This is a genomic window from Actinomadura atramentaria DSM 43919, from assembly GCF_000381885.1.
GTDB classification, from domain to species: domain Bacteria; phylum Actinomycetota; class Actinomycetes; order Streptosporangiales; family Streptosporangiaceae; genus Spirillospora; species Spirillospora atramentaria.
On the sequence record NZ_KB907215.1, the window covers coordinates 82,983 to 108,127 of the forward strand.

General features: G+C 75.0%; 30 protein-coding genes and 1 riboswitch. Of the genes, 11 read left to right on the plus strand and 19 right to left on the minus strand.

Annotated elements, in window-relative coordinates; translation table 11 throughout:
- Positions 1-49: 49 nt before the first annotated feature.
- The 5 genes from G339_RS0119720 to cysS all read right to left on the minus strand — a co-directional run bounded on the left by G339_RS0119720 (position 50) and on the right by cysS (position 4,038).
- Positions 50-709 (minus strand): HAD family hydrolase, encoded by a 660-nt coding sequence (locus G339_RS0119720; RefSeq protein WP_033323684.1) that lies wholly within the window; start codon positions 707-709, stop codon positions 50-52.
- Positions 710-738: 29 nt separating this feature from the next.
- Complete coding sequence (locus G339_RS0119725; RefSeq protein WP_019632794.1) at positions 739-936, minus strand: hypothetical protein; 198 nt, start codon at positions 934-936, stop codon at positions 739-741.
- Positions 937-996: 60 nt separating this feature from the next.
- Positions 997-1,923: a 23S rRNA (guanosine(2251)-2'-O)-methyltransferase RlmB gene (rlmB, locus tag G339_RS0119730; protein WP_019632795.1), complete on the minus strand. Its 927-nt coding sequence runs from the start codon at positions 1,921-1,923 to the stop codon at positions 997-999.
- A 105-nt stretch (positions 1,924-2,028) separates the two neighbouring features.
- Positions 2,029-2,586: a Clp protease N-terminal domain-containing protein gene (locus tag G339_RS0119735; protein ID WP_026341604.1), complete on the minus strand. Its 558-nt coding sequence runs from the start codon at positions 2,584-2,586 to the stop codon at positions 2,029-2,031.
- A gap of 54 nt (positions 2,587-2,640) precedes the next feature.
- Positions 2,641-4,038, minus strand: a complete 1,398-nt coding sequence (cysS, locus tag G339_RS0119740; RefSeq protein WP_019632796.1) for a cysteine--tRNA ligase — start codon at positions 4,036-4,038, stop codon at positions 2,641-2,643.
- Between the two features lie 202 nt (positions 4,039-4,240).
- Between cysS and G339_RS0119745 the strand changes: the two genes are divergently transcribed.
- Positions 4,241-5,284, plus strand: coding sequence for a DUF2637 domain-containing protein (locus tag G339_RS0119745; protein WP_026341605.1), 1,044 nt, complete (start codon positions 4,241-4,243; stop codon positions 5,282-5,284).
- Positions 5,285-5,329: 45 nt separating this feature from the next.
- On the opposite strand, the gene ispF is transcribed toward G339_RS0119745, so the two are convergent.
- On the minus strand, positions 5,330-5,821 hold the full coding sequence (gene ispF / locus G339_RS0119750) for a 2-C-methyl-D-erythritol 2,4-cyclodiphosphate synthase (RefSeq protein WP_019632797.1): 492 nt from the start codon (positions 5,819-5,821) through the stop codon (positions 5,330-5,332).
- A 9-nt stretch (positions 5,822-5,830) separates the two neighbouring features.
- Positions 5,831-6,313: a CarD family transcriptional regulator gene (locus tag G339_RS0119755; protein WP_019632798.1), complete on the minus strand. Its 483-nt coding sequence runs from the start codon at positions 6,311-6,313 to the stop codon at positions 5,831-5,833.
- 314 nt (positions 6,314-6,627) lie between these two features.
- Between G339_RS0119755 and G339_RS0119760 the strand changes: the two genes are divergently transcribed.
- The 3 genes from G339_RS0119760 (at position 6,628) to G339_RS34540 (ending at position 9,147) form a co-directional block, all read left to right on the plus strand.
- A complete protein-coding gene (locus G339_RS0119760) occupies positions 6,628-7,383 on the plus strand; it encodes a hypothetical protein (RefSeq protein ID WP_019632799.1) in 756 nt (251 codons plus the stop codon).
- 109 nt (positions 7,384-7,492) lie between these two features.
- The gene (locus G339_RS0119765; RefSeq protein WP_157407903.1) at positions 7,493-8,350 is read left to right on the plus strand and encodes a copper chaperone PCu(A)C domain-containing protein; all 858 of its coding nucleotides are present in this window, start codon (positions 7,493-7,495) and stop codon (positions 8,348-8,350) included.
- Positions 8,351-8,460: 110 nt separating this feature from the next.
- Positions 8,461-9,147: a TetR/AcrR family transcriptional regulator gene (locus G339_RS34540; RefSeq protein ID WP_169514768.1), complete on the plus strand. Its 687-nt coding sequence runs from the start codon at positions 8,461-8,463 to the stop codon at positions 9,145-9,147.
- Between the two features lie 40 nt (positions 9,148-9,187).
- Here G339_RS34540 and G339_RS0119775 read toward each other — a convergent pair whose 3' ends face one another.
- The 6 genes from G339_RS0119775 to G339_RS0119800 form a co-directional block, all read right to left on the minus strand.
- A complete protein-coding gene (locus tag G339_RS0119775) occupies positions 9,188-10,075 on the minus strand; it encodes a dienelactone hydrolase family protein (protein ID WP_019632802.1) in 888 nt (295 codons plus the stop codon).
- A gap of 169 nt (positions 10,076-10,244) precedes the next feature.
- Positions 10,245-10,607 (minus strand): hypothetical protein, encoded by a 363-nt coding sequence (locus G339_RS0119780; protein WP_420804504.1) that lies wholly within the window; start codon positions 10,605-10,607, stop codon positions 10,245-10,247.
- 5 nt (positions 10,608-10,612) lie between these two features.
- Positions 10,613-11,044 (minus strand): roadblock/LC7 domain-containing protein, encoded by a 432-nt coding sequence (locus G339_RS0119785; protein ID WP_019632804.1) that lies wholly within the window; start codon positions 11,042-11,044, stop codon positions 10,613-10,615.
- Positions 11,045-11,091: 47 nt separating this feature from the next.
- The gene (locus tag G339_RS0119790) at positions 11,092-12,159 is read right to left on the minus strand and encodes a hypothetical protein (protein ID WP_019632805.1); all 1,068 of its coding nucleotides are present in this window, start codon (positions 12,157-12,159) and stop codon (positions 11,092-11,094) included.
- Between the two features lie 64 nt (positions 12,160-12,223).
- Positions 12,224-12,613 (minus strand): hypothetical protein, encoded by a 390-nt coding sequence (locus G339_RS0119795; RefSeq protein ID WP_019632806.1) that lies wholly within the window; start codon positions 12,611-12,613, stop codon positions 12,224-12,226.
- A gap of 190 nt (positions 12,614-12,803) precedes the next feature.
- Positions 12,804-13,493 (minus strand): DUF1707 SHOCT-like domain-containing protein, encoded by a 690-nt coding sequence (locus tag G339_RS0119800; protein ID WP_240489859.1) that lies wholly within the window; start codon positions 13,491-13,493, stop codon positions 12,804-12,806.
- Positions 13,494-13,611: 118 nt separating this feature from the next.
- On the opposite strand from G339_RS0119800, the gene G339_RS0119805 reads away from it, so the two are divergent.
- From G339_RS0119805 to G339_RS0119825, 5 genes are all read left to right on the plus strand, one after another.
- Entirely contained in the window at positions 13,612-14,211 is a 600-nt protein-coding gene (locus tag G339_RS0119805) for a TetR/AcrR family transcriptional regulator (protein ID WP_019632808.1), read from the plus strand.
- A complete protein-coding gene (locus G339_RS0119810) occupies positions 14,208-15,836 on the plus strand; it encodes an acyl-CoA dehydrogenase family protein (protein ID WP_019632809.1) in 1,629 nt (542 codons plus the stop codon). The genes G339_RS0119805 and G339_RS0119810 overlap by 4 nt, the downstream gene beginning before the upstream one ends.
- Before the next feature lie 328 nt (positions 15,837-16,164).
- Positions 16,165-16,449: a DUF211 domain-containing protein gene (locus G339_RS0119815; protein WP_019632810.1), complete on the plus strand. Its 285-nt coding sequence runs from the start codon at positions 16,165-16,167 to the stop codon at positions 16,447-16,449.
- Complete coding sequence (locus G339_RS0119820; RefSeq protein WP_019632811.1) at positions 16,446-16,991, plus strand: hypothetical protein; 546 nt, start codon at positions 16,446-16,448, stop codon at positions 16,989-16,991. Before G339_RS0119815 ends, G339_RS0119820 begins: the two co-directional genes overlap by 4 nt.
- Before the next feature lie 19 nt (positions 16,992-17,010).
- Positions 17,011-17,073, plus strand: a riboswitch (Fluoride riboswitch).
- Between the two features lie 52 nt (positions 17,074-17,125).
- Entirely contained in the window at positions 17,126-17,623 is a 498-nt protein-coding gene (locus G339_RS0119825; protein ID WP_019632812.1) for an inorganic diphosphatase, read from the plus strand.
- A gap of 513 nt (positions 17,624-18,136) precedes the next feature.
- Here G339_RS0119825 and eno read toward each other — a convergent pair.
- From eno to G339_RS0119845, 4 genes are read right to left on the minus strand one after another with little or no spacing between them, the layout of a single operon-like run.
- The gene (eno, locus tag G339_RS0119830; RefSeq protein ID WP_019632813.1) at positions 18,137-19,399 is read right to left on the minus strand and encodes a phosphopyruvate hydratase; all 1,263 of its coding nucleotides are present in this window, start codon (positions 19,397-19,399) and stop codon (positions 18,137-18,139) included.
- Between the two features lie 16 nt (positions 19,400-19,415).
- Positions 19,416-19,949, minus strand: coding sequence for a phosphatase PAP2 family protein (locus G339_RS36945; RefSeq protein ID WP_019632814.1), 534 nt, complete (start codon positions 19,947-19,949; stop codon positions 19,416-19,418).
- Positions 19,946-20,608, minus strand: coding sequence for a phosphatase PAP2 family protein (locus tag G339_RS34550; protein WP_084693328.1), 663 nt, complete (start codon positions 20,606-20,608; stop codon positions 19,946-19,948). Before G339_RS34550 ends, G339_RS36945 begins: the two co-directional genes overlap by 4 nt.
- Positions 20,608-21,840: an MFS transporter gene (locus G339_RS0119845; protein WP_205625594.1), complete on the minus strand. Its 1,233-nt coding sequence runs from the start codon at positions 21,838-21,840 to the stop codon at positions 20,608-20,610. The genes G339_RS34550 and G339_RS0119845 overlap by 1 nt, the downstream gene beginning before the upstream one ends.
- A 188-nt stretch (positions 21,841-22,028) precedes the next feature.
- On the opposite strand from G339_RS0119845, the gene G339_RS34555 reads away from it, so the two are divergent.
- Positions 22,029-22,364, plus strand: coding sequence for an SCO4225 family membrane protein (locus G339_RS34555; RefSeq protein WP_157407904.1), 336 nt, complete (start codon positions 22,029-22,031; stop codon positions 22,362-22,364).
- Positions 22,365-22,375: 11 nt separating this feature from the next.
- Here the strand turns inward: G339_RS34555 and G339_RS0119855 are convergent, their stop codons facing one another.
- Together G339_RS0119855 and G339_RS34560 are read right to left on the minus strand one after the other, a co-directional pair.
- Positions 22,376-23,056, minus strand: coding sequence for a response regulator transcription factor (locus tag G339_RS0119855; protein ID WP_019632818.1), 681 nt, complete (start codon positions 23,054-23,056; stop codon positions 22,376-22,378).
- A gap of 32 nt (positions 23,057-23,088) precedes the next feature.
- On the minus strand, positions 23,089-24,282 hold the full coding sequence (locus tag G339_RS34560; RefSeq protein WP_019632819.1) for a sensor histidine kinase: 1,194 nt from the start codon (positions 24,280-24,282) through the stop codon (positions 23,089-23,091).
- Positions 24,283-24,468: 186 nt separating this feature from the next.
- Between G339_RS34560 and phoU the strand changes: the two genes are divergently transcribed.
- Positions 24,469-25,134 carry a phosphate signaling complex protein PhoU gene (gene phoU / locus G339_RS0119865; RefSeq protein WP_019632820.1) on the plus strand — a complete coding sequence of 222 codons (666 nt, stop codon included), beginning with the start codon at positions 24,469-24,471 and terminating at the stop codon, positions 25,132-25,134.
- Positions 25,135-25,145 lie beyond the last annotated feature (11 nt).

Genomic DNA, 25,145 nt, shown 5'->3' on the forward strand with positions numbered 1-25,145 from the left:
CGGGGACGTACCCCCGCCCGCTACCCGAAGCGATGACCGGTATGCGGCGCTATCCGGCGAGCGGCGAGCCGTCGAACCGCCGCAGCAGCTCCCCCGCCCCCGCGTAGACGGCGACCGCGCCCTCGTCCAGCAGCTCCGCCCGCGACACCCCGCCCGTCAGCACGCCGACGCACGGCAGGCCGGCGCGGGCGCACGCCCGGACGTCCCACACGGCGTCCCCGACGAACACGGCGCGGTCCGCCGGGACTCCGGCGGCGTCCAGCGCCTCCTCGACCAGGTCGGGGGCCGGTTTGCTCTGCTCCACGTCGGCCGATGACGTGACCGCGTCGATGGCGTCGTCCGCGTCCAGCGCGCGCCGCAGCGCCCCCATCTCCGTCGCCGACGCCGAACTCGCGAGCACCACCCGCGCGCCGAGCCGGGAGCAGCGGCGCAGCAGGCCGCCCGCGCCGTCGAACGGCTCCAGCCGGTCCCAGTACTGGGCGTACAGCGCGGTGTGGGCGGCGCGCAGCGCGTCGTCGCCCGACCGGTCGCGGTCGCGCGGCAGGACGTGGTCGAGCAGCTTGTCCGAGCCCATCCCGATCGCCCGGTGGATCTCGGCCGTCTCGACGACGTGCCCGCCCTGCCGGAACGCCTGCCACCAGCACACCGCGTGCAGGTAGTCGGTGTCGACCAGCGTCCCGTCCACATCGAAGATCACAGCGTCCGTCACGCCGGACCGCCTACCCGCGACGGCGCGGATCAGTCCACGAAGAAGAACAGGGAGAGCGCCACCAGGTGCGACACGATCACCAGGATCAGCGAGATCCAGAAGATGTTCTTGGCGATCGGGTGGTCGAAGTAGGCGCTGCGCTGCGGGGTCTTGACCTCGGCGCGCGCCTCGACCTGGTTCTCCAGCTCGTCCAGGGACGGCAGGAACGACGGTCGGCGAAGCCCCATGCCCGTCCCCCTTTCTCTCCCTTTCAGGCTACCTGTCGTGTTCGCCGGACCGGCCGCGGGTCAGCGCGACCGCCGCCGCGACGCCTCGTACAGCGCGATGCCCGCCGCGACGCCCGCGTTCAGCGACTCGGCCGCGCCCGGCATCGGGATCGTGACGAGCACGTCGCAGGTGTCGGCGACCAGCCGCCCGAGGCCCTTGCCCTCCGAGCCCACGACCAGCACGAACGGCCCCTCGGCGATCTCCAGGTCGCCGACCGGGACGGTGCCCGCCGCGTCCAGCCCGGCCACGAAGCAGCCCGCCTTCTGGTACGCCTTGAGCTGCCGCGCGAGGTTCGTCGCCTGCGCGACCGGGATGGACGCGAGCGTGCCCGCCGACGCCTTCCACGCCCCCGCCGTCACGCCCGCCGCGCGCCGCTCCGGCACCACGACGCCGCTCGCGCCGAACGCCGCCGCGGACCGCACGATCGCGCCGAGGTTGCGCGGGTCGGTGATCCCGTCCACCGCGACGATCAGCGGCGCGGAGCCGCGCAGCAGGTCGTCGGCGTGCGCGTACCGGTACGGCCGGACCTGCAGCGCGATGCCCTGGTGGACGGCCCCGTCGGTGAGCCGGTCCAGCTCGCCGCGGCCCGTCTCCAGCAGCGGGACGCGCCGGTCCGCCGCGAGCTGGATCGCCTCGCGGACCCGGTCGTCGCGGCCCTCCGCCACGTACAGGGCGCTGCCGGGGACGCCCGCGCGCAGCGCCTCCAGCACCGGGTTGCGGCCGGTGACCAGCTCCGGCGTCTCCCCGTTGGCGCGCCGCGCGCCCGCCGGCCGGCTCCGCCGCTCCGGCTCGCCCTGCGCGGCCCGGTCGCGCGCCGCGCCCGGCCCGAGTGTGGACGTGCCCGTGCGCTTGGCGCTCTTGACGGCGCGGGCGCGCTGCCGCTTGTCGTGCCAGTGCCGGTTCTCGGCCTTCGGCGTCGGTCCCTTGCCCTTGCGCTTGGCGGTCATGCGGTTCGCCCCTCGACGGTCGTGAAGACGGTGATGATGCGCCCGCACGCCGTGGATTCCGGGCGGACGACCCGAACCACCGATTTTATGCGCCGCGCGGCGCGGTCACGCCCGGTCGCGGCGATCCGCGAGCGCGGCCAGCAGCGACTCGATGCGCTCCAGCCGCTCCTCGATCGCGGTGAGCCGCCGGTCGGTGGACGGCCGGGGGTGCGGCCGGAACGGCTCCGCCGCCGGGGCGGCGAGCCGGTCCAGCACGGCCGCGCGCAGCCGCGCGGGGTCGGCGTCGAGGTCGGCGAGGACCGCCGCGCCCCGGCCGCCGCCCTCCCGCAGCAGGCCGAGCAGCAGGTGGCCGGTGCCGATCGACGCGTGGCCGAGCCGGTGCGCCTCCCGCAGCCCGAGTTCCAGGACGGTCTTGGCGCGCTCGGTGAACGGCGGCTCGCCGCCGTCCCCGGCGGCCTCGCCCACGGCGATCCGGCCGCGCACCGCCGCCCGCGCGACGCCCGCGTCCGCGAGTACGCTCGCCGCGTCTTCGCCGTCCCCGGGATCGCCCAGCAGGCCGAGCAGCAGATGCTCGGTGCCGATGTGGCCGTGGCGCAGCGACCGCGCCTCGTCCCGCGCGCGGGCGACCGCCCGCCGGGCTCCCTCGGTGAACCGCTCGAACATCGCCGCATCGCCTCCCGGACCGGGGTTCCGGTCTTCGACGGTACTGCGCGGCGGTCAGGACCGCTTGAGCTCCCAGCGCGGGCCGTGCGGGGTGTCCTCCACGACGATCCCGGCCTCGGCCAGGCCGTCGCGGACGGCGTCGGCGGCGGCGTAGTCCTTGCGGGCGCGCGCGGCCTGCCGCTGCTCCAGCGCGACGCGGACGAGCGCGTCCACGACCGGGCGCAGGTCGTCGCCGGGGGCCGCCGACCACTGCTCCGACAGCGGGTCCAGCCCGAACGCGCCCGTCATCGCGCGGACGTCCGCGAGCAGCCGCGCCACCGCGTCGCCGTCCCCGGCGGCGAGGGCGTTGTTGCCCTCCCGCACCGTCTCGTGGACGACCGCGAGCGCCTGCGGGACGCCCAGGTCGTCGTCCATCGCGTCCGCGAACGCCGCGGGCACCACCGCCGCGGGCTCGCCCGCGCCCACCACCTCGGCGGCGCGCGTCACGAACCCCTCGATCCGCTGGTACGCCGACACGGCCTCCCCGAGCGCGGCGGGCGTGAAGTCCAGCAGCGACCGGTAGTGCGCCGACGCCAGGTAGTACCGGACCTCGACGGGACGGGCCAGCTCCAGCAGGTCCGGCAGCAGCACGACGTTCCCGACGGACTTGCTCATCTTCTCGCCGTCGATCGTCAGCAGCCCGTTGTGCAGCCAGTAGCGCGCGAACCCGTCGCCCGCCGCCCGGGACTGCGCGATCTCGTTCTCGTGGTGCGGGAAGATCAGGTCCATTCCGCCACCGTGGATGTCGAACTCCGGGCCGAGGTAGCGCGTCGCCATCGCGGAGCACTCCAGGTGCCAGCCCGGCCGCCCGTCGCCCCACGGCGTCTCCCACGACGGTTCGCCGGGCTTCGCGCCCTTCCACAGCGCGAAGTCGCGCGGGTCGCGCTTGGCCTCCTCGTTCGCGCTGTCGCCCGCCGACCGCATGTTCTCGATCTTCTGGTTCGACAGCGCGCCGTACCGGTCGGCCCAGGACGCGACGTCGAAGTACACGTCGCCGCCCGCCGGGTAGGCGTGCCCGTTCTCCATCAGCCGCCGGATCAGCCGGACCATCTCCGGGACGTGGCCCGTCGCGCGCGGCTCGACGGTCGGCGGGAGGCAGCCGAGCAGGTCGTAGCCGCGCGTGAACACGCGCTGGTTGCCCTCCGCGACCGCGAACCACGGCACGTCGGAGTCCGCCGCGACGGCGAGGATCTTGTCGTCCACGTCGGTGACGTTCCGGACGAACGTCACCTCGTACCCCTTCGCGCGCAGCCACCGCGCCAGCACGTCGTAGATGACGCCGGAGCGGAGGTGGCCGATGTGCGGAGCGGCCTGCGGGGTGGCACCGCAGACGTACATGCCGACGCGGCCCTCGGCGAGGGGCTCGAACGTGCGGACGGTACGGGTGCTGGTGTCGTAAAGGCGCAGGCTCACGCGCCCCAGGTTATTGGATCGGCGCGCACCGGAACACGGGATTCCCCAGCCGCGCGGGGCGGCCCGGGGCGCGGGCGCGGGCGGACGGTCGCCGCGGGGACCGGTTAGGGTCGCCGCAGCGGAATGATCACTTCGCCAGGGGGGATGACCGGCGCGCCGCCGGGCACCCTCCGGACGAGCCCCTTCCCCCGAAAGAGCCGCGATGTCCCCCGACCGTTCCCCCGACCGGCCCGCGCGCGGGCCGGGCCGCCTGTTCACCTGGCTCGCCGCGCTGGCCGTCCTCGTCCTCGCCGGCGCCGCGTTCCTGCTGACCTACGAGCCGCTGCGCGTCCTCGCGCGCACCGGCGGGGTGGAGGCGCGCTGGGCGCCCGCCTATCCCGTCATGGCGGACACGCTGCTGCTGGTCGCGCTGCTCGCGCTCCTCGTCGCGCGGCGGGCGCGCTGGTACTCGCGGCTGCTGCGGTGGCTGCTGCTCGTCGTCCTGCTCGCGGGCGGCGGCGCGCTCGCCGTCCAGCACGCGGTCTGGGGGTACGGGTCGCTGCCGGCGGACCGGGTGAAGGCGGGCGTGGCGGTCGCGCCGCACGTCATGCTGGTGATCGCGGTCTGGCTGTGGCTGACGATGATCAAGCACGTCCGCGCGGGCGGCGGCGGGCCCGCGCCGGTCGCCGAACCCGCCCCGCGCGCGGAGGCTCCCCCGCTGCCCGAGACGGACAGCGGCCTGGACCTGCTGCCGCTCGCCGAACCGGCCCCGGCGCTCCTCCCGGCGGACGTCGAGACGATGCGCGCCCGCGCCGAGGAGGCCGGCGACCAGTGGAACGACCGCTGGAACGACGCGCCCCGCCCCGCCGGACGCGGCTACGGCACCAACCACTTCACCGACGAGGACGACGAGGCGACGGCCGTCGACCGGCCCCTCACCCGTCCCGAGTCCGACGCCCCGCCGCTCCCGGAACCCGAGACGGCCCCGGACGCGCGCCCCGAGCCGCCGCCCGCGCTGCTCCCCGCCGACGTGAGGACGATCCGCACGATCGTCACCGACGCCGCCGCGCCGACCGAGCCGCCGCTCACCGAGGAGGAGCGGATCATCCGCGAGGACGAGGCGCACCACCTGGACGCCCCGGACGACGCCGAGCCCGCCGAGGACGGCAAGCCCGCCGACCCCGAGAAGGACGAGAACCTGGCCATCTGGGACTGGAACCCGCCGTCCAGCACCTTCCGCAGCTCCCCCACCCCGCCCGCCGAATGACGAAGACCCCACGCGCGAGTCGCGCGTGGGGTTCCGGGCGGGCGGTCAGGGGGTGGGGTGGACCAGGGCGTTCGCGATGGCGGCCAGGCCCTCGCCGCGCCCGGTGAGGCCGAGGCCGTCCGTCGTGGTGGCGGACACGCTCACCGGCGCGCCGCCGATCGCCTCGGAGAGGACCTTCTCGGCCTCCGCGCGGCGCCTGCCGATCTTCGGCCGGTTGCCGATGACCTGCACCGCGACGTTGCCGATCGTGTAGCCCGCCTCCGCGACGAGCCGCGCGACCTCGGTGAGCAGCGCCGTCCCGGACGCCCCGGACCAGCGCGGGTCCGCGGTGCCGAACACCGCGCCGAGGTCGCCGAGCCCGCAGGCGGACAGCAGCGCGTCGCAGGCCGCGTGCGCGGCCACGTCGCCGTCGGAGTGCCCGGCCAGGCCGGGGCCCTCGTCGGGCCAGTGCAGACCGGCCACGTGCAGCGGGCGGTCCGCGGTACCGAACGGGTGGACGTCAGTCCCGACGCCCACCCGGAAGAACCGCTCTCCCATATCGCGGGATCAGCTCGCCAGCACCTCGTCGAGGAGGGCCTCCGCCTTGTCCTCGTTGGTCTTCTCCGCGAGCGCCAGCTCGCTCACCAGGATCTGGCGGGCCTTGGCGAGCATCCGCTTCTCGCCCGCGGACAGCCCGCGCTCCTTGTCGCGCCGCCACAGGTCGCGGACGACCTCGGCGACCTTGTTCACGTCGCCGGAGGCGAGCTTCTCCAGGTTCGCCTTGTACCGCCGGGACCAGTTGGTGGGCTCCTCGGTGTAAGGTGCGCGCAGCACCTCGAACACCTTCTCCAGGCCCTCCTTGCCCACGACGTCCCGGACGCCCACTTCTTCGACGTTCTCGACCGGGACGCGCACGGTCAGGTCGCCCTTGTCGACCTTCAGGACGAGGTAGATCCTCTCCTGATCCTTGATGGTGCGGGTCTCGATGGCCTCGATTCGAGCAGCCCCGTGATGGGGGTAGACGACGGTGTCGCCGACCTGGAAAGTCATGTGACAGATACCCCTTCCGCTGGGACCAGTTTAGCACGAGCCCGCAGGTGACCGCACCGGCCTACGCGACAAATGCGCAGGTCAACCCCCTAATTGGCACCTTGACAAAGGCCGCGTTCGGTGCGTTCGGGCCTCCGTTGGCATGGGCTGACAGCACCGGACCGGAAGTCGGAGGTCGCCCCGTCGCCCGGTCCCGGCCCGGCCGCGCGCCGCATACTGGGAGGTGAACATGCGGGATCGGGAGGGTACGAAGCGCGCGAAAGGCGCGATCGACCCGAATCGCGGTCCTGCGTTTCGACGAGGCGAGGTGCGGCGTGCGGTCAGACGGCGACCACGAGCCCGACGACTACGGGCTGCCGCCGGTCGATGTCGTCGTGCCCGACGACGCCCGCGACCTGGCCGCCGACCTGCTCGCCTACCGCCGCGAGGAGCGCCGTCGCCGCCGCCGCGAGCGGGCCGCCCGGCTGCTGCGGCCGGTCGGCCGGTTCGGCGTCGCCGTCCCGATCGTCACGCTGGCGCTGCTCGTCGCGATCGTCAGCGGCGGGCTGATGACCGCGCTCGGACCGCGGCCCGTCCCGCGCCCCACCGCGTCGCTGCTGGCGCGCGCCCCGGCGGCCGCCGCGGGCGAGGTGGGCGGGCCGCTGCCGGACGGGACCGTCCGGCTCGTCACCGGGCCCGCGACGCCGGTGCCGCTCGCGTCGTTGCGGCCCGGCGTCATCGCCGTCGCCCCGTCCGACTGCCGCTGCGCGGACCTCGTCGCGCTGCTGTCGGGCAAGGCGCGCGAGTACGACCTGCGGTTCCTGCTAGTCGCGGACACGCGCGGCCGGGCGGCGTCCGACGACGCCGTCCGCAAGGAGCTGCGCGCGCTCGCCGCGACCGCGCACGACGGCGCGCCCGAGCTGGTCGCGGACCCCGGAGGCGTCCTCGCGGGCGCCTACGCCCCGGCGGCCGGGACGGCGGGCGCGGGCCTCACGACAGTCCTGGTCCAGCCGGACGGAATCGTCACCGACGTGCGCACCGCCGCGCAGGCCGCCCCCGACCTCGTCGAACGGATCAAGGAACTGCGCTGACCCCGCGACCGGCACCCCGGGGCACGGCCGGCGATCGGGTCTCGCTACGCTTTGCCTGGCGTTTCGCACGCAACCCTTTCCCCATGCCATTCGCGAGGAGACCGACGCCGTGATCCGTAACAGCCGTCGAGTGGCGGCACTCGCCGTCGCGGGTGCCGTGGCCGTCGCGCCGGTCATCTCCGGCTGCGGCGCCGGGCAGGAGCCCCAGACCGTCGCCCCGACGCAGCTCACCGAGGGCGTCAACGCGGCGCTGCCGCGGACGGGCACGAAGATCGACATCCGGAACATGTTCCTGCTCGGCCCGAAGCCGGAGCAGCGGCTGGACCCGGGCGCGAAGGTCCCGCTCTACGCGTCGATCATCAACCAGCAGGACAAGGCCGACCGGCTGGTGTCGGTCACGGCGGCGGGCTTCGGCGGGAGCGCGAAGATCACCGGCGGCGCGCTCGCGCTGCCCGCGGCGGACCCGGACGGGCGCGGCAGCCTGACGAACCTGCTCGGCACGGCGCGGCCCGCCGCGACGACGGAGTCCCCGTCGCCGGGCACGACGGCCTCGCCGAAGCACAAGGTCAAGACCTCCGAGACCCCGACCGGCACGCCGTCCGCGACGCCGGGCGAGGACTCCGGCCAGCCGCCCGCCGGCGGCCAGCCGGAGACGACCCCGCAGCCGGGCGCGAAGGCCCCGCTCGTCGTGCTGACCGGGCTGACCAGCCCGCTGATCGGCGGCGAGACGCTGAAGGTCACGCTGGTGTTCCAGAACGCCGGGCAGATCTCGGTGACCGTCCCGGTCATCCCGCAGCAGGGCGAGTACGCGTCGTACACGGCCGTCTCGCAGAGCGCCCCGAAGGAGGGCGTCCCCACGGGCACGCCGTCGCCGGGCGAGACCCCGACGCAGACGGGCCACAACGGCGGCCCGGGCACGCCCGGCTCGAACAACGAGGCTCCCGAGGGCAGCGGCGGCAACGACTGACCGCTCCCCGGCACCGAACCCGCGCGGCCGACGCCGCGCGGGTTCTCCTTTTCGTCCCGATAGGATCGGGCGACGATGCGTGACACCGGCCCGGGGCGATGAACGACGACGTGAGCGGACCGCCGCGCCGGCTGGCGGAGGTGTACGAGCCGGGGCGGCCCGGCCTGCCGCGCGGGCGCAGCAGCCTCCCGGCCGAGGTCGTCCGCGCCGAGCAGCGGCGCCGCCTGCTCGCCGCCTGCATCTCGGCCGTCGCGGCGAACGGCTACGCGCAGACGACGGTCGCGCAGGTCGTGGCGCGGGCGCGGGTGTCGCGCAAGGCGTTCTACGACCACTTCGCCGATCTGCAGGACTGCTTCCTGTCCGCGATGTCGGACGCGCAGGCGGCGATCGTCCGGGAGCTGACGGAACTCGCCCCGGCCCGGCCGCGCTCGGCGCGCGCGGCGCTGCGGTCGGGACTCGGCGCGTACCTGGCGCTGTGCGCGCGGGAGCCGGAGTACGCGCGGTGCATCCTCGTGGAGCTGCCCGCCGCCGGGCCGCGCGCGCTGCGCGGTCGCGACCGCGGGTACCGGCTCGTCGGGGACGTGCTGCGGGCGTGGCGGGAGCACGCGGCGCGGCGGCGTCCCGAGTGGCGCGCGGTGCCCGACGAGGTCTACCCGGCGGCGGTCGGGGCCGTCGCGGAGCTGATCCTGGCGCACGTCCTGCGGGAGGACACCGCGCGGTTGCCGGAGCTGCTGGACCCGCTCACCGAGATTCTGCTGCGGGTGCTGGACGCGCCGCTGCCGCCCGATCCGGCGTGAGCGGTCCCGCCCCGGGCGCGCCGGGACGGGACCGGGCGCGTCAGCCGAGCGGGCAGGTCTCCTCGAACTGCGTGATCTCGTTGCTCGGGGCGGGCTTCGGGCAGAGGAACTGGTCGTAGCGCGTGTCGTCGTCCACGAACCGCTTCAGCCACGAGACCGCGTATTTGGCGATCGTCTTGTTGTAGCTCGTGAACGTGAAGTGGTTGGCGCTCTTGAGTTCGAAGAACGCCTTGTCGGGGGCGGTGCTCATCGCGTCGTAGAACGGCTTGGCGAAGACGCCGGTGGGCGCGAGGATGTCGGTGTCGTCCGCGATGATCATGCTCGGGACCTTCACCTTGGCGGCGACGTTGTCCAGGTCCCAGGGGGCGAGGGCGATGTCGGCCTTCAGCGACGGGCGCTCGGCCGCCGCCTCCAGCGTCCCGCCGCCGCCCATCGACCAGCCCATGACGGCGAGGCGGCCGGTGTCGATGCGGTCGACGACCTTGCTCTTGGTCGTCAGGTAGTCCAGCGCGGCGAGGATCTGGTCGCCGCGCGCGCCGGGGAAGTCCAGCAGCGTGTTGCTGTCGAGCGTCATGACGACGAAGCCCTGCGAGGCGAGCAGCGGGCCGTACCAGCGAATCCACTCCTGCGGCGACACGAAGCCGGGCATGACGACGACCGCGCCGAACGTGCCCTGGCTCGTGTCGGTCGGGTAGTAGATGGTGCCGTCGTTGAAGCCCTGGCCGCTGCCGGCGGGGACGTCCGTCTGCGCGACGGCGAACGGGCCCTTCTCCGCGGCGACGCTGCTCTCGGTCGGGGCGGGGCCGCGCTGGTAGGGGTTGGCGTCCGCGAGCGCGGGGGCCGCGACGGACGTCAGGGCCGCGGCGGCCAGGGCGGACGCGGCGAGGAGGGCGGCCGGGCGGCGGCGGGCGCGTCTCGGTGAGGGCATGGGGGGTGGTCCTCTCAGAAGTACTTGCCTGTACCTGTGGGAGGACATCCTCGGCTCGCGCCGGACCGCGCGGTAGTGCGCCGGGCACGGCTTCCGCGCGGCCTCTTTGGCACCCGGACGCGGTGTTCGGGGCGCGGGCGTCCCGGCCGGGCCGCCCGCGCCCGTCCCGTCAGACCTCGACGACCGACTCGATGGACTTCAGCCGGTGCCGGGCCAGCGCGAGGTTCGCGCGGTTGCGGTCGAGCGCGAGGTAGAGGAACAGCCCGCCCGCGTTGCGGCCGGAGAGCGGGCGGATGACGTGGTACTGGCCGGACAGCGAGATCAGGATGTCCTCGATGTCCTCCTTGAGGCCGAGCTGCTCCATCGTGCGGAGCTTCGCCCGGACCACCTCGGTGTTGCCCGCGGCCGCGACCTGGAGGTCGAGGCTCTTGGAGCTGCCGAGCATGCCGAGCGCCATGCCGCTGGTGTAGTCCACGACGGCGGCGCCGATCGCGCCCTCGATGCCCATCATGTCGTTGAGGGCGGCGTCCATGCTGCTCACGGTGCGTCCTTCCGTTCGGGGTGGTGGACCCGGCCGCGCGGTGCGGCCAGGTGTCCTGCGATGGCGCGGGCGACGGGACGGGACTCCAGGTGGAGCCGCCCGACGTTGGTCGCGGGGCCGGCCAGGACGGTCAGGGACGCCGTCCGGCCCGCGGAGTAGACGACGACGTGGCCGCCGTCGCCGCGCACGACTACCTCGTGGAACGCTCCCCCGCCGCCTGCCGCGGCCAGGCGGTGCGAGAGGCCGAGCTGGGACGCGGTGAGCGCCGCCAGGCCGTGGGGTTCCAGGTCGGGCGGGAGGTCGTGCGCGACGAGGAGCCCGTCGGCGGACGCGACGAGGCTGCCCACCAGACCCGGGAGCCGCCCGCGCAACAGCGCCAACTCGGCCAGCACGGCGCGGACGTCCGGGGCTGTGGGCGGGGTCGCCATTCTCGTCGGCCTCCTCATCAGTTCGCCGAACCGTCTTCTGCGGGGCGTCACGCCAGTTCCTCCAACGCGGCCCGCAGGCGGAGGAGCACGTCGGGGTCGGGCGGGGTCCATGAGCGCTCGGCGTCGTCCGCCGCCACGGACCGCCGCGCCGCGACCCGCCCCGTCGCCAGCGCGGCACTCCGCGCAGCCGCCCGGACGGGCACCCGCGCCGCGTCCCGCACCCCGCCGCGCCCGGCCACCGTCCCCCCGCCCGCCGCGACCTGCGCGCCGCCCGGCACGCCGGCGAGCACGGCCCCGGCCACCGCAGCCGGAACGACCGCAGGCGCGACGGCCGTAGGCACGACGGCCTGCGGGCACGACGCGGTGGGGGCGACACCTCGCGCGGTGGGCGGGGTGGGGTGGGGGTCGTTCAAGGGCGGGGTCTGGATGAGGGCGGTTGCGGCGAGGAAGCGGGCGGCGAGGCGGCAGGCGAAGGTGGAGCGGCCCAGGGTGAGGGCGAGGTCGGCGGGGGTGCTGTGGTCGTCGGCGTTGAGGAGCAGTTCGGTCTGGAGGCCGGTGAGGATCACGCGCTGCCGGTGGACGCGGCGGGCGGGGACGAGCGGGGCGGTGTCCACGCGCGCGTCGGGCCATGCGGCGTCGAGGCGGGCGCGCCGCCGCGCGCGCTCGCGGAGCAGCATCGCGGGCGTGATCCGGCAGACGGGCGCGAGCCAGTGCGCGGGCCCGGCCGCGAAGTCGGGAACGGCGGTCGAGTCGAGCAGCGCGTCGGCGGCGTCCAAGGCGGCGAACAACGCGAACAGCTCCAGCCGGGCGCGGCCGAGGCCGGGCGCGCGGTCCGCTTCGGCGACCGGATCGCCATCCGGCCGGGCGGCGGCGAGCAGAACACGCCCCCAGTCCCGGGCGGCGCCCGGCCCGGCCGCGACAACGAGCCGGTCCAGCCCGGTCACGCCGCGCGCGGCGGCGTGAACGACGGCCCCGCCCTCGAGATGGAACGCTCCCGCGTCCCCGACCCGCAGCACGCCCGTAGCGCCGACGCGCTCCAACCGCAGCAACTCCGCCACGACCGCCGTCTCAACGCCCTCCAGCGCGGTCGCGTGCGCGGTCGCGGGCGCAGGCACGCGTTCAAGCGCGGGTGCGCGCTCGGGCGCGGGCGCGGGTGCGGGTGTTGGTTCGGGCATGGGTTCAGGCACCGTCCCGTCCCGCCAGTGCGCCGATCGCTCGGCGTACGTTCAGGCGGGCGAGGGCCAGGTTGCCCTCGGCCCGGTCGATGAGGAGGTGCAGGAAGAGCCGGCCCTCGAAGGCGTCGGGGACGAGGGCGAGCAGGTGGTAGCCGCGCGCCCCGCAGACGATGATCTCGTCGATGTCGTCGCCGCGGGGGGCGGTGGCGAGGGCGGGGGTGGCGAGGACGGCGCGGACGACGTCGGTGGTGCGGGCCGCGTCCTCGTGCTCGTCGACGGGTCCGTCCTGGCCGGCGGCCGCGACCGCGAGTCCGCTGGCCCCGTCGACCAGGGTCGCCCGCCGTGCGCCGGGGATCTCCATGACCGTTTCCAGGCAGCCGTCGATGCCGAGCACTACGTCCTCCCCGCGTTGTGAGAGTTGCAGGAAGCCAGACACTACACGCGGCCGGACGGCATGTATGGGGTTACGTCAGATGATGCGGGAGAAATCGAGATAAGTACTGGTCAACGGGCTGATCGCCATTTTCGCCCGGTGTGGGAATACCGTTGGGTATTCGTATAAGAATTGTCGCCCGGAAAGGCCGTCAGTCCCGGGTCCGGCGGCGTTCCCGCCACGAGTCCACGACGCGGCGGACGGGCCCGCCGGCGTGCTCGTCGTCCACCACGGTGACGTCCCCGAGGATCGCCTGCGCGTGGACCCGCACCACCGGCAGCCGGTGGCCCGGCCCGGGTTCGCGGGTCAGGACGCGCCGGTCGCCGAGGACGGCGTGGCCGCTCAGCGCGACCCGCACCCCGTCCGGGACGATGATCCGCACGTCCCCGAGGAACGCCGTCGCGTTGATCGTCACCTCGCCGGACGGGACCTGCGCCGCCCGCAGGTCGAGCACGACGTCCCCCATCACCGACAGGGCCTCCAGGTCCTCGTCGATGCGCCCCGACAGCCGCTCCTCGCAGTCCCCGAGGATCGCGGTGAAGCGGCGCAGCACCTGGCGCGGGGCGCGCTCGGCGCCGGGCGCGCCGAGCGCGGGCAGGTCGCGGGTGACGTCCTCCAGCTCGGCGCGGGTGACGGCCGCGTAGGCGGCCTCGGTGCGCTCGGTCAGTTCCTCGAACGTCAGCCGCCCCTCGACGGACGCGACGCGGAGCCGCTCCACCACCGCCTCCCGCTCGGCGTCGGAGGCGCGCACCCGCCCCTCGTCGTACCGGTCCGCTGGCGCGGGCGCCCGGTCGCGGCGGTCGGCGGGCCGCTGTCCGGGCTGCGGGGTGGGGTGGCTCATGGTTCCGAAGGTATGCCCGCGGCGGGGCGCGGCAATCCGCCGGGGGAAGGAGATCGGCCCCTGTCCTTGAGGATGAGGGGGCTTGCCAGCAAGGAATGAACTGGGGTTCAATCCTTGCGTGGCCTATCGGAGAACCCCCGGCGTCCAGGCGCGGCTCAGCGCGTCCCGCGAACGCGTCGTCGTCGCCGCGCTCGAACTCGTCGCCGCGCACGGCTACCGGGGCTGCTCGGTCGGGGCCGTCGCCGAGCGCGCCGGGATGGCGACCGGCAGCGTGTACCGGCATTTCCCCGGCAAGGCCGACCTGATGGCCGAGGTGTTCCGGACGGCGTCGCGGCGCGAGGTGGACGCGGTCGCGCGCGCCGCCGCGCTGGAGACCACCGCCGCCGCCCGCGCGGCCGCCGCCATCGAGACGTTCGCGGGACGGGCGCGGCGCGCGCCGCGGCTCGCGTACGCACTGCTCGCCGAACCCGTCGACCCCGCCGTCGAGGCCGAGCGGCTGGTGTTCCGCCGCGCCTACGCCGACGTGTTCGCCCGGTTCATCGCCGCCGGGACCGCCGCCGGGGAGCTGCCCCCGCAGGACGCCGCGCTCAGCGCCGCCGCGCTGGTCGGCGCGATCGGGGAGGCCCTGGTCGCGCCGCTGGCCGCCGGGACCGTCCCCGCCGGGACCGTCCCCTCGCTCATCGCCTTCGCCCACCGCGCACTAGGAGTCCGCCCGTGACGACGCACACCGTGTTCAACCAGGTCCCGCCGCTCGTCGGCCACGACCTCGCCGACGATCCCGCGCTGCTGGCCGGGCTGGAGCGCGAGGGCGCGGGCTGGGCCGCCGAGGACGTCCACGAGCTCGGCCGCCTCGCCGGGACCGAGCAGGCGCAGGAGTGGGGGCGGCTCGCCAACGAGCACCCGCCCGTCCTGCGGACCCACGACCGCTACGGGCACCGGATCGACGAGGTCGAGTTCCATCCGGCGTGGCACGAGCTGATGAACGTCGCCGTGACCCGCGGGCTGCACGGTGCGCCGTGGGCGGACGATCGCGCGGGCGCACACGTCGCGCGGGCCGCGAAGTTCTACGCCTGGCGGGTGGACGCCGGTCACGGCTGCCCCGTCTCGATGACGTACGCGGCCGTCCCCGCGCTGCGGCACGCGCCGGAGCTGGCCGCGCAGTACGAGCCGCTGCTGACGGAGCCCGTCTACGACTTCGGGCTGCGCGCGCCGCTCGGCAAGCGGGCGCTGCTCGCGGGCATGTCGATGACGGAGAAGCAGGGCGGCTCCGACGTCCGCGCCAACACCACCGAGGCCGCGCCGCAGGCGGACGGCACGTACCGGCTCGTCGGGCACAAGTGGTTCACCAGCGCGCCGATGTGCGACGTGTTCCTCACGCTCGCGCAGGCGCCGGGCGGGCTGACGTGCTTCCTCGTCCCGCGCGTCCTCCCGGACGGGACGCTCAACCCGCTGCGGCTGATGCGGCTGAAGGACAAGCTCGGCAACAAGTCGAACGCGTCCTCGGAGGTCGAGTACGAGAACGCGGCGGCGTGGCGCGTCGGGGACGAGGGCCGGGGCGTCCGGACGATCATCGAGATGGTCAACATGACGCGGCTGGACTGCGTCATCGGCGCGGCGGCCGGGATGCGGCAGGGGCTGATCACGGCCGCGCACCACGCGGCGCACCGGCAGGCGTTCGGGAAGTACCTGGTCGACCAGCCGCTGATGCGCAACGTCCTGGCCGACCTGGCCGTCGAGTCCGAGGCCGCGACGGTCCTGATGACGCGGCTGGCGGGCGCGGCGGATCGTGCGGCGCGCGGCGACGAGGCCGAGAACGCGTTCAAGCGCCTCGGCCTCGCCGTCGGGAAGTACTGGGTGTGCAAGCGCTGGCCCGCGCACGCCGCCGAGGCTCTGGAATGCCTGGGCGGGAACGGTTATGTGGAGGAGTCGGGGATGCCGCGGCTTTTCCGCGAATCGCCGCTGAACGGGATCTGGGAAGGCTCCGGGAATGTCGCCGCGCTCGACATGCTGCGGGCGATGATGAAGGACCCGCACGTCGTTGAGGCGTTCTTCGACGAGGTCGGCCTGGCGGCGGGCGGCGACGCCCGGCTGGACGCGGCCGTGGCGGAGGCCAAGGACGCGCTGTCCGACCTCGCGACGATCGAGTACCGGGCGCGCCGCGTCGCCGAGCTGCTGGCGCTGGTGCTCCAGGGCTCGCTGCTCGTCCGGCACGGCCACCCGGCCGTCGCGGACGCGTTCTGCGCGACGCGGCTCGCGGGCGGCGGCGGCGTCGCGTTCGGCACGCTGCCGCCCGGCCTCGACCTCGCCCCGATCATCGAACGCGCCGTCCCGAAGACGTCCTGACGGCGTTTCAGCCGCCGAACAGCTCGGCGAAGCGGCCGGTGTAGAGGTCCGCGCCCTTGCGCGCGGCGACGGTCTCGGCGGGCACGACCGCCGGGCCGTCCGGGCCGGGGAGCCGGCCGACGCCGTGCCGCGGGCCGAGCGGGAGCAGCAGCGCCGTGGGCGGTCGGCGGCGCCTCCTCCCTAATTCGCCAAGCGAACAATATTAGTTCGTAGGACGAACTGCAATGTGCGGCCAAACTCTCGGCCCGTTCCCGGCGGGGATCGGGTGTCGGTCGTTCCCCCGCGCGCGGACGACCGATGGATTGGGACGCGGCGAACAGGGGGCGCAATGGGCATTCGCAGACTGGCCCTCGACGTGGACAAGACGGTCTCCGAACCGGACCTGGTCCACCTGATCGAGGCGATAGAGGCCGTCGCGGGCGTGTCGGCGGTGAACATCACCGTGACGGACATCGACATCGAGACCGTCGGCACGGACGTGACGATCGAGGGCGACGCGATCGACGTCCAGGGCGTGATGGACGCGATCGAGCGGACGGGCGCGGTCGTCCACAGCATCGACCAGATCGTCGCGGGGGCGTACCTGCTGGAACGCGTCATCCGCTCGCGGTGAGCGGAAGCCTCGCCCGGCTGGCGCGCGGGCACCGGCTGCCGGTGATCCTCGGCGTCACGGACGGGCTGCTCAACGCGCTCACGCTCGCCGCGTCCGCGCTGCTCGGCCGGGGCGGGCAGGCGACCGTGTCGCTGGCGGCGCGGATCGGGGTCGCGGCGCTCGTCACGTCGGCGTTCACGATGTTCGTCGCGGACTACGCGGAGCGGCGCGCGCACCTCGTCCGGGCGGGGCGGGAGCTGAACCTGACGGCGCGCGGGCAGCTCGCCACGACGCGGCTCGGGCGGCGCGCGGCCGGGCGATCGGCGGTGGCGATGCTGCTGGCGAGCGTCATGAGCTACCTCGGCGCGAGCGTGCCGATCATGGCGGGGGCGCTGCTGCCGGGGCCGTCCTGGCTCGTCGTCGCGCTGGCCCTGGCGGCGCTGGCCGGGCTCGGCGCGGCGCTGGCGCGGACGTTCGGCGCGCACCGGCTGCGCTGGGCCGCGGCGATGGCGGCGGGCGGCGTCGGCGTCACCTGGATCGGGACGCTCGTCCACATCGCGTGACCGGCGGCGTTGCTACGCTGGGCGAACAGGCGATGAGGCCCGCCTTCGCCCGCCGCATCAGGCTGATGGCTTCTACCGAGCGAGACGGTGGAGCCGCCTGCCCGGCTCCGCCCCGGACGAGAGGCGGGAACGCGATGGACGTCCGCATGGTCGTGGAGATCCCCCGGGGATCGCGCAACAAGTACGAGATGGACCACCGGCTCGGGCGCATCCGGCTCGACCGGATGCTGTTCACCTCGACGCAGTACCCGCTGGACTACGGCTACGTCCCCGGGACGCTCGCCGAGGACGGCGACCCGCTGGACGCGATGGTGCTGCTGGACGAGCCGACGTTCCCCGGCTGCGAGGTGCTGATCCGCACGGTCGGGGTGTTCTGGATGCACGACGAGCAGGGGCCGGACGCCAAGATCCTCGGCGTCCCGGCGCACGACCCGCGCTACTCCGGCATCGAGAACCTGGCCGACGTCCCGGCGTACACCCGCGACGAGGTCGCGCACTTCTTCGACATCTACAAGAGCCTCGAACCGGGCAAGAGCACCGACGTCCGCGGCTGGCAGGACCGCGCGGTCGCGGACGAGGAGGTCCTCCGCGCCCACCGCCGCGCGGGCCTCGAGGCCCCGGCAGCCGGCTAGGCGGTGTTTCAGAGTCCCGGCCCACGGCCCTCGCCTGGCGGCTCGGGCCTGACCGGGACTTGGCGAGCGCGGCATCGCTTCGCGATCTGGCCCGTGAAGCTCGCCTCCGGCTTCGCTTCACCGGCCAGTCAACGCACTCGCGCTGGGGCTGAGACACTTTGCGACAGACCCTGGCTGCCCCGCCCGCGCGCGAGCCAAGATCCGACCGGCGGACGGCCCGGGCGCGGGTGAACAACAGGCAGCGCACCAACCCGCGCGCGGCCAACTCCCCAGCACAACAGACGGCCCGGACACAGGCGAACAACAGGCAGCGCGGCGGCCCGCGCGCGGGTCAATAGCCGGGCGCGGCGGATGACCCCGGGCGCGGGTGAGCAGCGCGCGGTCACGCCGCCGCGGCGCGCGAAGCGTGCCGCGGCGCACGGGTTGGCGGCCGCCGGCGGGCGGCGACACGCGCGGCGGGCGGCCGCGCGGATTCACGCGGGGCGGACCGCGATATGCAGGTGCGCAGCGCGGTCAGGGCGCGAACGGCAGGTCCGGGTGGGCGGCGGCCAGTTCCAGGAGGCGGTTGTACTTGGCGACGCGTTCGCCGCGCGCGGGCGCGCCCGCCTTGAGCTGGCCGCAGCCCGAGCCGACCGCGAGATCCGCGATGAACGCGTCCGTCGTCTCGCCGGAGCGGTGGGAGATCATCGCGCCGAAACCGGTGCGGCGGCAGACGTCCAGCGCGGTCAGCGTCTCGGTGACGGTGCCGATCTGGTTGAGCTTGATGAGCGCGGCGTTGGCGGTGCCGCGCGCGGCGGCGTCCTCGATGAGGGCCGGGTCGGTGACGAACACGTCGTCGCCGACGAGCTGGACGCGGTCGCCGAGGCGTTCGGTGAGGGCCGTCCAGCCGTGGTCGTCGTCCTCGGCGACGCCGTCCTCGGTCGAGTGGATCGGGAACTCCGCGACGAGCGCGGCGTAGCGCTCCACGAGGTCGTCCGAGGTCAGCATGGCTCCGGCGACGCGGTACACGCCGTCCTCGCCGCGGAACTCCGACGCGGCCGGGTCGAGCGCGATCGACACGCCCGACCGGCCCCGCGCGTACCCGGCGTCGTCGATCGCGCGGACCAGCAGCCGCAGCGCCTCCTCGGGCTCGACGAGCGCGGGCGCGAACCCGCCCTCGTCGCCGAGCCCGGTCGCGTGGCCCTCGGCGGTGAGGATGCGGCGCAGCGCGGCGTACACCTCCGCGCCCGCGCGGACGGCCTCCGGCAGGGACGGCGCGCCGAGCGGCGCGACCATGAACTCCTGGAAGTCCAGCGGGTTCGGCGCGTGCGCTCCGCCGTTGAGGACGTTGAAGTGCGGCATCGGCAGCGACGGCCGGACGCCGTCCGGGTTCAGGTGCCGCCACAGCGGGACGCCGCGCGCCGCCGCGACCGCACGGGCCAGCGCCATCGACGTCCCGACGACGGCGTTCGCGCCGAGCCGCGCTTTGCCCGGCGTGCCGTCCGCGTCGATCAGCGCGAGGTCGGCGGCGGCGGGCGACGGCCAGGCGCGGCCCGTCAGCACGTCCGCGATCTCGCCGTCCACCGCCGCGACGGCCCGCGTCACTCCGGCCCCGGCGTACCGGGCCGGGTCGCCGTCGCGGAGTTCGACGGCCTCGCGCGAGCCCGTCGAGGCCCCGGACGGGACGCCCGCCGCGCCGCTCGATCCGTCCGCGAGGCGCACCGCGACGCGCAGCGTCGGGCGGCCCCGCGAGTCGAGGATCTCCAGTGCGCGGACTTCCGCCACCTCGAACGTCATGGTCTCCCCCTTCGGTTCACGCGCGGCGCAGCGCCCGCGCGGCGTACAGGAAGCCGAGGCCGGTGAGCGCCCCGGCGGCGACGTCGCCCGGCCAGTGGACGCCGAGGTACAGCCGCGTCGCGCCGACCAGCGCCCCGGCCGTCGCGCCCGCGCGCGGATCGCCGTCCGCCGCCGCGCCCGCCGCGAGGACGGCGGCGGTGGTGTGCTTGGACGGGAAGCTGAAGCCCTCGGGGCGGTCCCACCGCCCGGCCTCGGGCGGGCGCGGCCGCGCGACCGCGTCGCTCAGCAGTTTCCGCGCCACGGCCCCGACGACGAGCGCGCCGAACGGCCCGGTGCCCCTGCGCGCGCGGACGGCGGCGGCGACGGGAAAGGCCACGCGCGGATCGCCGAGGCGCGTCACGGCGCGGGCCGCCGCCGCGCCGGGGCGGCGGGACGGCAACCGCCGGGTCAGCGCGCGGTCCAGCCGGGCCGCGCGCCCGTCCGCGCGGACGTCGGCGGCCAGCAGCGCGACCCCGGCGAAGCACGCCGCCGCCTTCAACAGGTCGTTCATGCCCGGCCCCTACCCGGGAGCGGGCGCGCGATGGAGAGCACGGCGAGACCGGCCGCGAGGCCGAGCGCCGCGCCGCCGATCACGTCCGTCGCCCAGTGGACGCCCAGGTAGACGCGGCTGAACCCGACCGTCAGCACCCCGGCGGCCGCGGCCGCCCAGACGGCGGCGGCCGGAAGAGTCCGCGTCCGCGCGGCGGCGAGCGCGGCGAGGACGACGAGCAGCGCGGCCGTCATCGCGGTGTGCCGCGACGGGAACGAGTAGTCGGTCTCGGTGACGACCCAGTACGCGCGCGGCGGCCGGACCCGGTCGGTGAGGTCCTTCACGACCGTCGCCGCCGCCACCGACGCGACGCCCGCCGCGCCCACCAGCGCGAGCGGCCGCCACGACCGCGCCGTCCACGCCAGCGCGCCCGCCGCCAGCAGCGCGACGACGGCCAGCGGCGGCCCGGCCGCGTCGGTGACGCCCGTGAGCACGGTGTTCAGGACGTGGTCGCGGTGGTCCGCGAGCCCGCGCAGCACCGCCCGGTCGAGCCGCCCGGCGGGGCGGCGGACGGCGACGGCCGCGTCCGCCAGGAAGACGAGCAGGGCCAGCGCGAGCCAGCCGAGCGGCCCGAACCGCAGCACGAGCGGCGGGACGGCGTTGGAACGAGCAGGCGGCATCAGGCGACTCCCTGGGAATTCACGGCGCGCGTCGCGTACAGCAGCACCAGCGCGACGACCTGGACTCCGGCGACGACCCCGGCCGTCAGCGCGACCGAGACCTCGTACAGCGCGCCGACGAGCACCCCGCCGACCAGGCTCGCCGCGCCGACCGCGCCCGCGAACACGCCGTAGGCCGTCGCGCGCCGCGCCGGCGGGACGAGGTCCGCGACGGTGGCCCGCAGCGTCGACTCCTGCACGCCCAGGGCCGCGCCCCACACGAGCGACCCGGCGACGGCGGCCCCGAGTGTCCCGGCGAACGCCAGCGGCGGGACGGCCGCCGTCAGCACGGGCAGGACGGCGAGCGTCCGCGCGCCGTACCGGTCGTACAGCCAACCGGTGGCGAGCGCGGCGACCGCGTCGGCGGCCATCGCGGCGGCGTACAGGACGGGCACCCACGCCGCCGACAGCAGGTGGTTCTCCACAAGGTGGTACGAGAGGAGCCCGAACGTCGCGAACCCCGCGGTGGTCGCGGCGGTGAAGGCCGCGTACGTCCAGAACGCGGCGGGCAGCCGTCCGTCCGCGACGCTCGCGGGCCGCTCGTACCGCGACGGGTCGGCGACGCGCCCGCGCAGCCACACCAGCAGCGCCAGCACGAGCGCCCCGGGCACGGCCAGCACGCCCAGCGCCGCCCCGTATCCGCCGGACCACGCGAGCACCCCCGCGACCAGCAGCGGCCCGGCGAACGCGCCGACCTGGTCCATCGCCTCGTGGACGGCGAAGCCCCGGCCGCGTCCGGTGGCGGCGGTGGCGAACGACAGCAGCGTGTCCTTGGCGGGTGACCGGACGGCCTTGCCGACCCGCTCCGCCAGCACGAGCGCGCACGCCGTCCACAGCGCGCCGGCGAACCCGAGCAGCGGCACCGACACGACCGTCAGCGCGTAACCGGAGATCGCGAGGCCCCAGAACCGGCGCGTGCGGTCCGCGAGCGGCCCCGACACCAGCCGCAGGCCGAGCGCCGCCGCCTCCCCCGCGCCCGTCACCGCGCCGACGACCAGCGCGGACGCGCCGAGCGACGCCAGCAGCGGCCCGGTGACCGACCGCGCGCCCTCGTAGACGGCGTCGGCGAGCATGCTGACCGCGCCGAACCAGAGCACGAAACGCCACGGCCGCATCCCGGACGCTTCCCGGTCCATGAGCACGGCGGTCTCCCCACTCGCGGCCGCCTCCACCGGGAGGCGGCGTCGTCGCAAGCAGGGACCGTTGGCGGCGGACGCCGCGGTTCGGATGCGGCGAGCCCCACCGCCGCCGCGGCGCGAAGCGCCGCGAGACCCCAACCCTACCGACCCCGTCCGGCGCCCGCGCGGCCGAGTAGTTTCCGGCCGGTCGCTGAGTAGGAGCGCTCAGGCGCGGCGCGGCCGGGCGGACGAGCATGGTCGGCATGTCCCGTCTTTTTGCCGCGTTCGCGTTCGCGGAGCGCTCGCCGTTCGACCGCGTCCGGCTCGTCGTGGCCGTCGCGTACGCAGCGCTCGTCCTCGCCGTCGCCCTGATGGTCCTCGCGGTCGAGACGTTCTCGGCCGATCCCGGTTTCGTCGGCGTCTGGCTGGTGTTCGTCACCTCGCCGACGTCGTTGCTGATCATGCCGGCGCTGGCACTGTTCGACGACCTGCCGATCGTGTTCGGCCAGATCGCTTTCTACGTGGTGGCCCTGAGCGCTGGCACGTTCCACACATGGCTGGTCTGGCCCCGCCGCCGCGTGTTCCCCGAACTCGGCTGAGGCCATACCGCCTACGGCTCGAACTTGTACCCGAGTCCGCGCACGGTGATGATGTGCCGGGGCGTGGACGGAACGTCCTCGATCTTCGCCCGCAGCCGCTTGATGTGGACGTCCAGCGTCTTGGTGTCCCCGACGTAGTCCGCGCCCCACACCCGGTCGATGAGCTGCATCCGCGTCAGAACCCGGCCCGCGTTGCGCAGCAGGACTTCCAGAAGTTCGAACTCCTTGAGCGGAAGCTGCACGCTCTCGCTGCCGACCGTGACGACGTGCCGTTCCACGTCCATCCGGACGGGCCCGGCCTCCAGCGTCGCGACGATCGGTTCGCCGACCTCGCCCCGGCGGCGCAGCACGGCGCGCATCCGGGCGATCAGCTCGCGCGTGGAGAACGGCTTGGTGACGTAGTCGTCCGCGCCGAGTTCGAGCCCAACGACCTTGTCCACCTCGCTGTCCTTGGCCGTCAGCATGATCACGGGCACGCTGGAGCGGGAGCGCAGCTCGCGGCACACCTCGGTGCCGGGCAGCCCGGGGAGCATCAGGTCGAGGAGGACGAGGTCGGCCCCGGCCCGGTCGAACTGCTCCAGCGCGTCCGGCCCGGTGGCGGCGACGGCCACCTCGAAGCCCTCCTTGCGCAGGTTGTACGACAGGGCGTCGCTGAACGACTCCTCGTCTTCGACGACGAGCACGCGGGTCACGGTGGTGCCTCCTGGCGGGTGGTGCGTCGGGTTCAGGGGTTCGTCCGGGACTCGGCGGTCCCGGTGGTCAGCAGGGGGAGCCGGAGGGTGAACGTCGAGCCGTGCCCCTCCTCGCTCCACACGGTCACCTCGCCGTGGTGCTTGGTGGCGACGTGCTTGACGATGGCGAGGCCGAGCCCGGTCCCCCCGGTCTGCCGGGAGCGGGCCGGGTCGACGCGGTAGAAGCGCTCGAACACGCGCCGCAGGTCGGCGGCGGGGATGCCGATGCCCTGGTCGGTGACGTTGACCTCGACGTGCGGGCCGCCCTCGTCGCTCTCGGCCGCGCGCGTGGACACCACGACTCGGGTGTTCTCCGGGCTGTAGGCGACGGCGTTGTCGACGAGGTTCCGCAGTGCCGTGACGAGCAGTTCCTCGTCGCCGCGCACCTTCAGCCCGGCCGCGCCGCCGGACGCCAGGTCGATGTTCTTCGACGCCGCCTTGATCTGGCTGCGGTCGAGCGCCTCGGCGACGACGTCGTCCAGCGCGACGGGCCGCGTGTCGGGCAGCGGCTCCTCGCCCTGCACGCGCGACAGCGTCATGAGGTCCTGGACGAGGTTGGTGAGCCGCACCGACTCGTGCTGCATCCGCCCGGAGAACCGGCGGACGGCCTCGGGGTCGTCGGCGGCGCCCTCGACGGTCTCGGCGAGCAGCGCCAGCGCGCCGACCGGCGTCTTCAGCTCGTGGCTGACGTTGGCGACGAAGTCGCGGCGGATGGCCTCGACGCGGCGCAGCTCCGTCAGGTCCTCCGCGAGGACGAGCACGAGCCCGTGCGTGCCGAGCGGCGCGACGCGCACCGCGAACCAGCGGCCCTCCCGGCGGGCGCGGCCGCGCGCCCCGCCGAGCTGGACCTCGGTCTCGCGGATCTCCCCGTCCCGGCGGACGAGCCGCGCCATCGCCAGCAGCTCGTCCACGACGAGCCGGTCCTCGCTGACGATCCCGAACGCGCGCGCGGCGGGACTCGCGCGCAGCACGCGGTCCTCCCCGTCCACGACGACGGCGGACGAGCGGAGGACGCTGAGGACGGTCGCCACGCCGGGCGGCAGCCCCGCGCCCTGGTCCCAGGGGGAGCGCGCGCTCGCGGGGACGCGCTGGGCGCGTTCGGTGAGCCGCACGGCGAGCCCGGCGGCCAGCCCGATCGCGAGCCCCGCGACCCCCGTGAGCCCCGCCGCGACTATCTCTGCCTGCACACTCCGGATCGTAAGCGCCGCGCGCCGCCGCGCAGCACTCCGGGCGTCCGCCGGGGGCGTCGTTCGTCCAAAGTTCACCTGTCCATGCGTCCCTGTTCATCCCGGAAAGGAAGGCTGTGGCGTGGGCGAGTCCGCCCCCGGGAGGCCCCCCGGCCCCCGCCTCCGCTCAAAGATTCGGGAAAAACTGTGCGCGACGCCTACCACGAGGAGCTCGACTCCCTTTCCGACCGGCTGGTCGAGATGACCCGGCTGGTCCGCTCCGCGATGGCCCGCGCGGTGACCGCCCTGCTGGACGCCGACCTGCGGCTGTCGGAGGAGGTCATCAGCGGGGACGAGCACATCAACAGGATCGACGCCGAGCTGGAGGAGACCGTCTTCGACCTGATGGCCCGGCAGCAGCCCGTCGCGGGCGACCTGCGGACGGTCGTGACGGCGCTGCGGATGAGCGGCGACCTGGAGCGGATGGGCGACCTCGCCGTCCACATCGCCAAGACGGCGCGGCGGCGGCACCCGGAGACGGCGGTGCCGCCGGAGCTGCAGGCGACGGTGCTGCAGATGGGGCAGATCGCGGAGCGGATGGTCGCGAAGGCCGGCAGCGTCATCGCGTCGAAGGACGTCGAGCTGGGTCTGGAGCTGGACGCCGACGACGACGCGATGGACCGCCTGCACCGCAAGCTGTTCGACATCCTGCTGTCCCCGAAGTGGAAGCACGGCGTGGAGCCCGCCGTGGACATCACGCTCGCGGGCCGCTACTTCGAGCGCTTCGCCGACCACGCGGTCGTCGTCGCGGAGAACGTCGTGTACCTGGTGACGGGCAAGCGGCCGGAGGACATCGTCGACGACCTCGCCTGACGTTCTTCGGT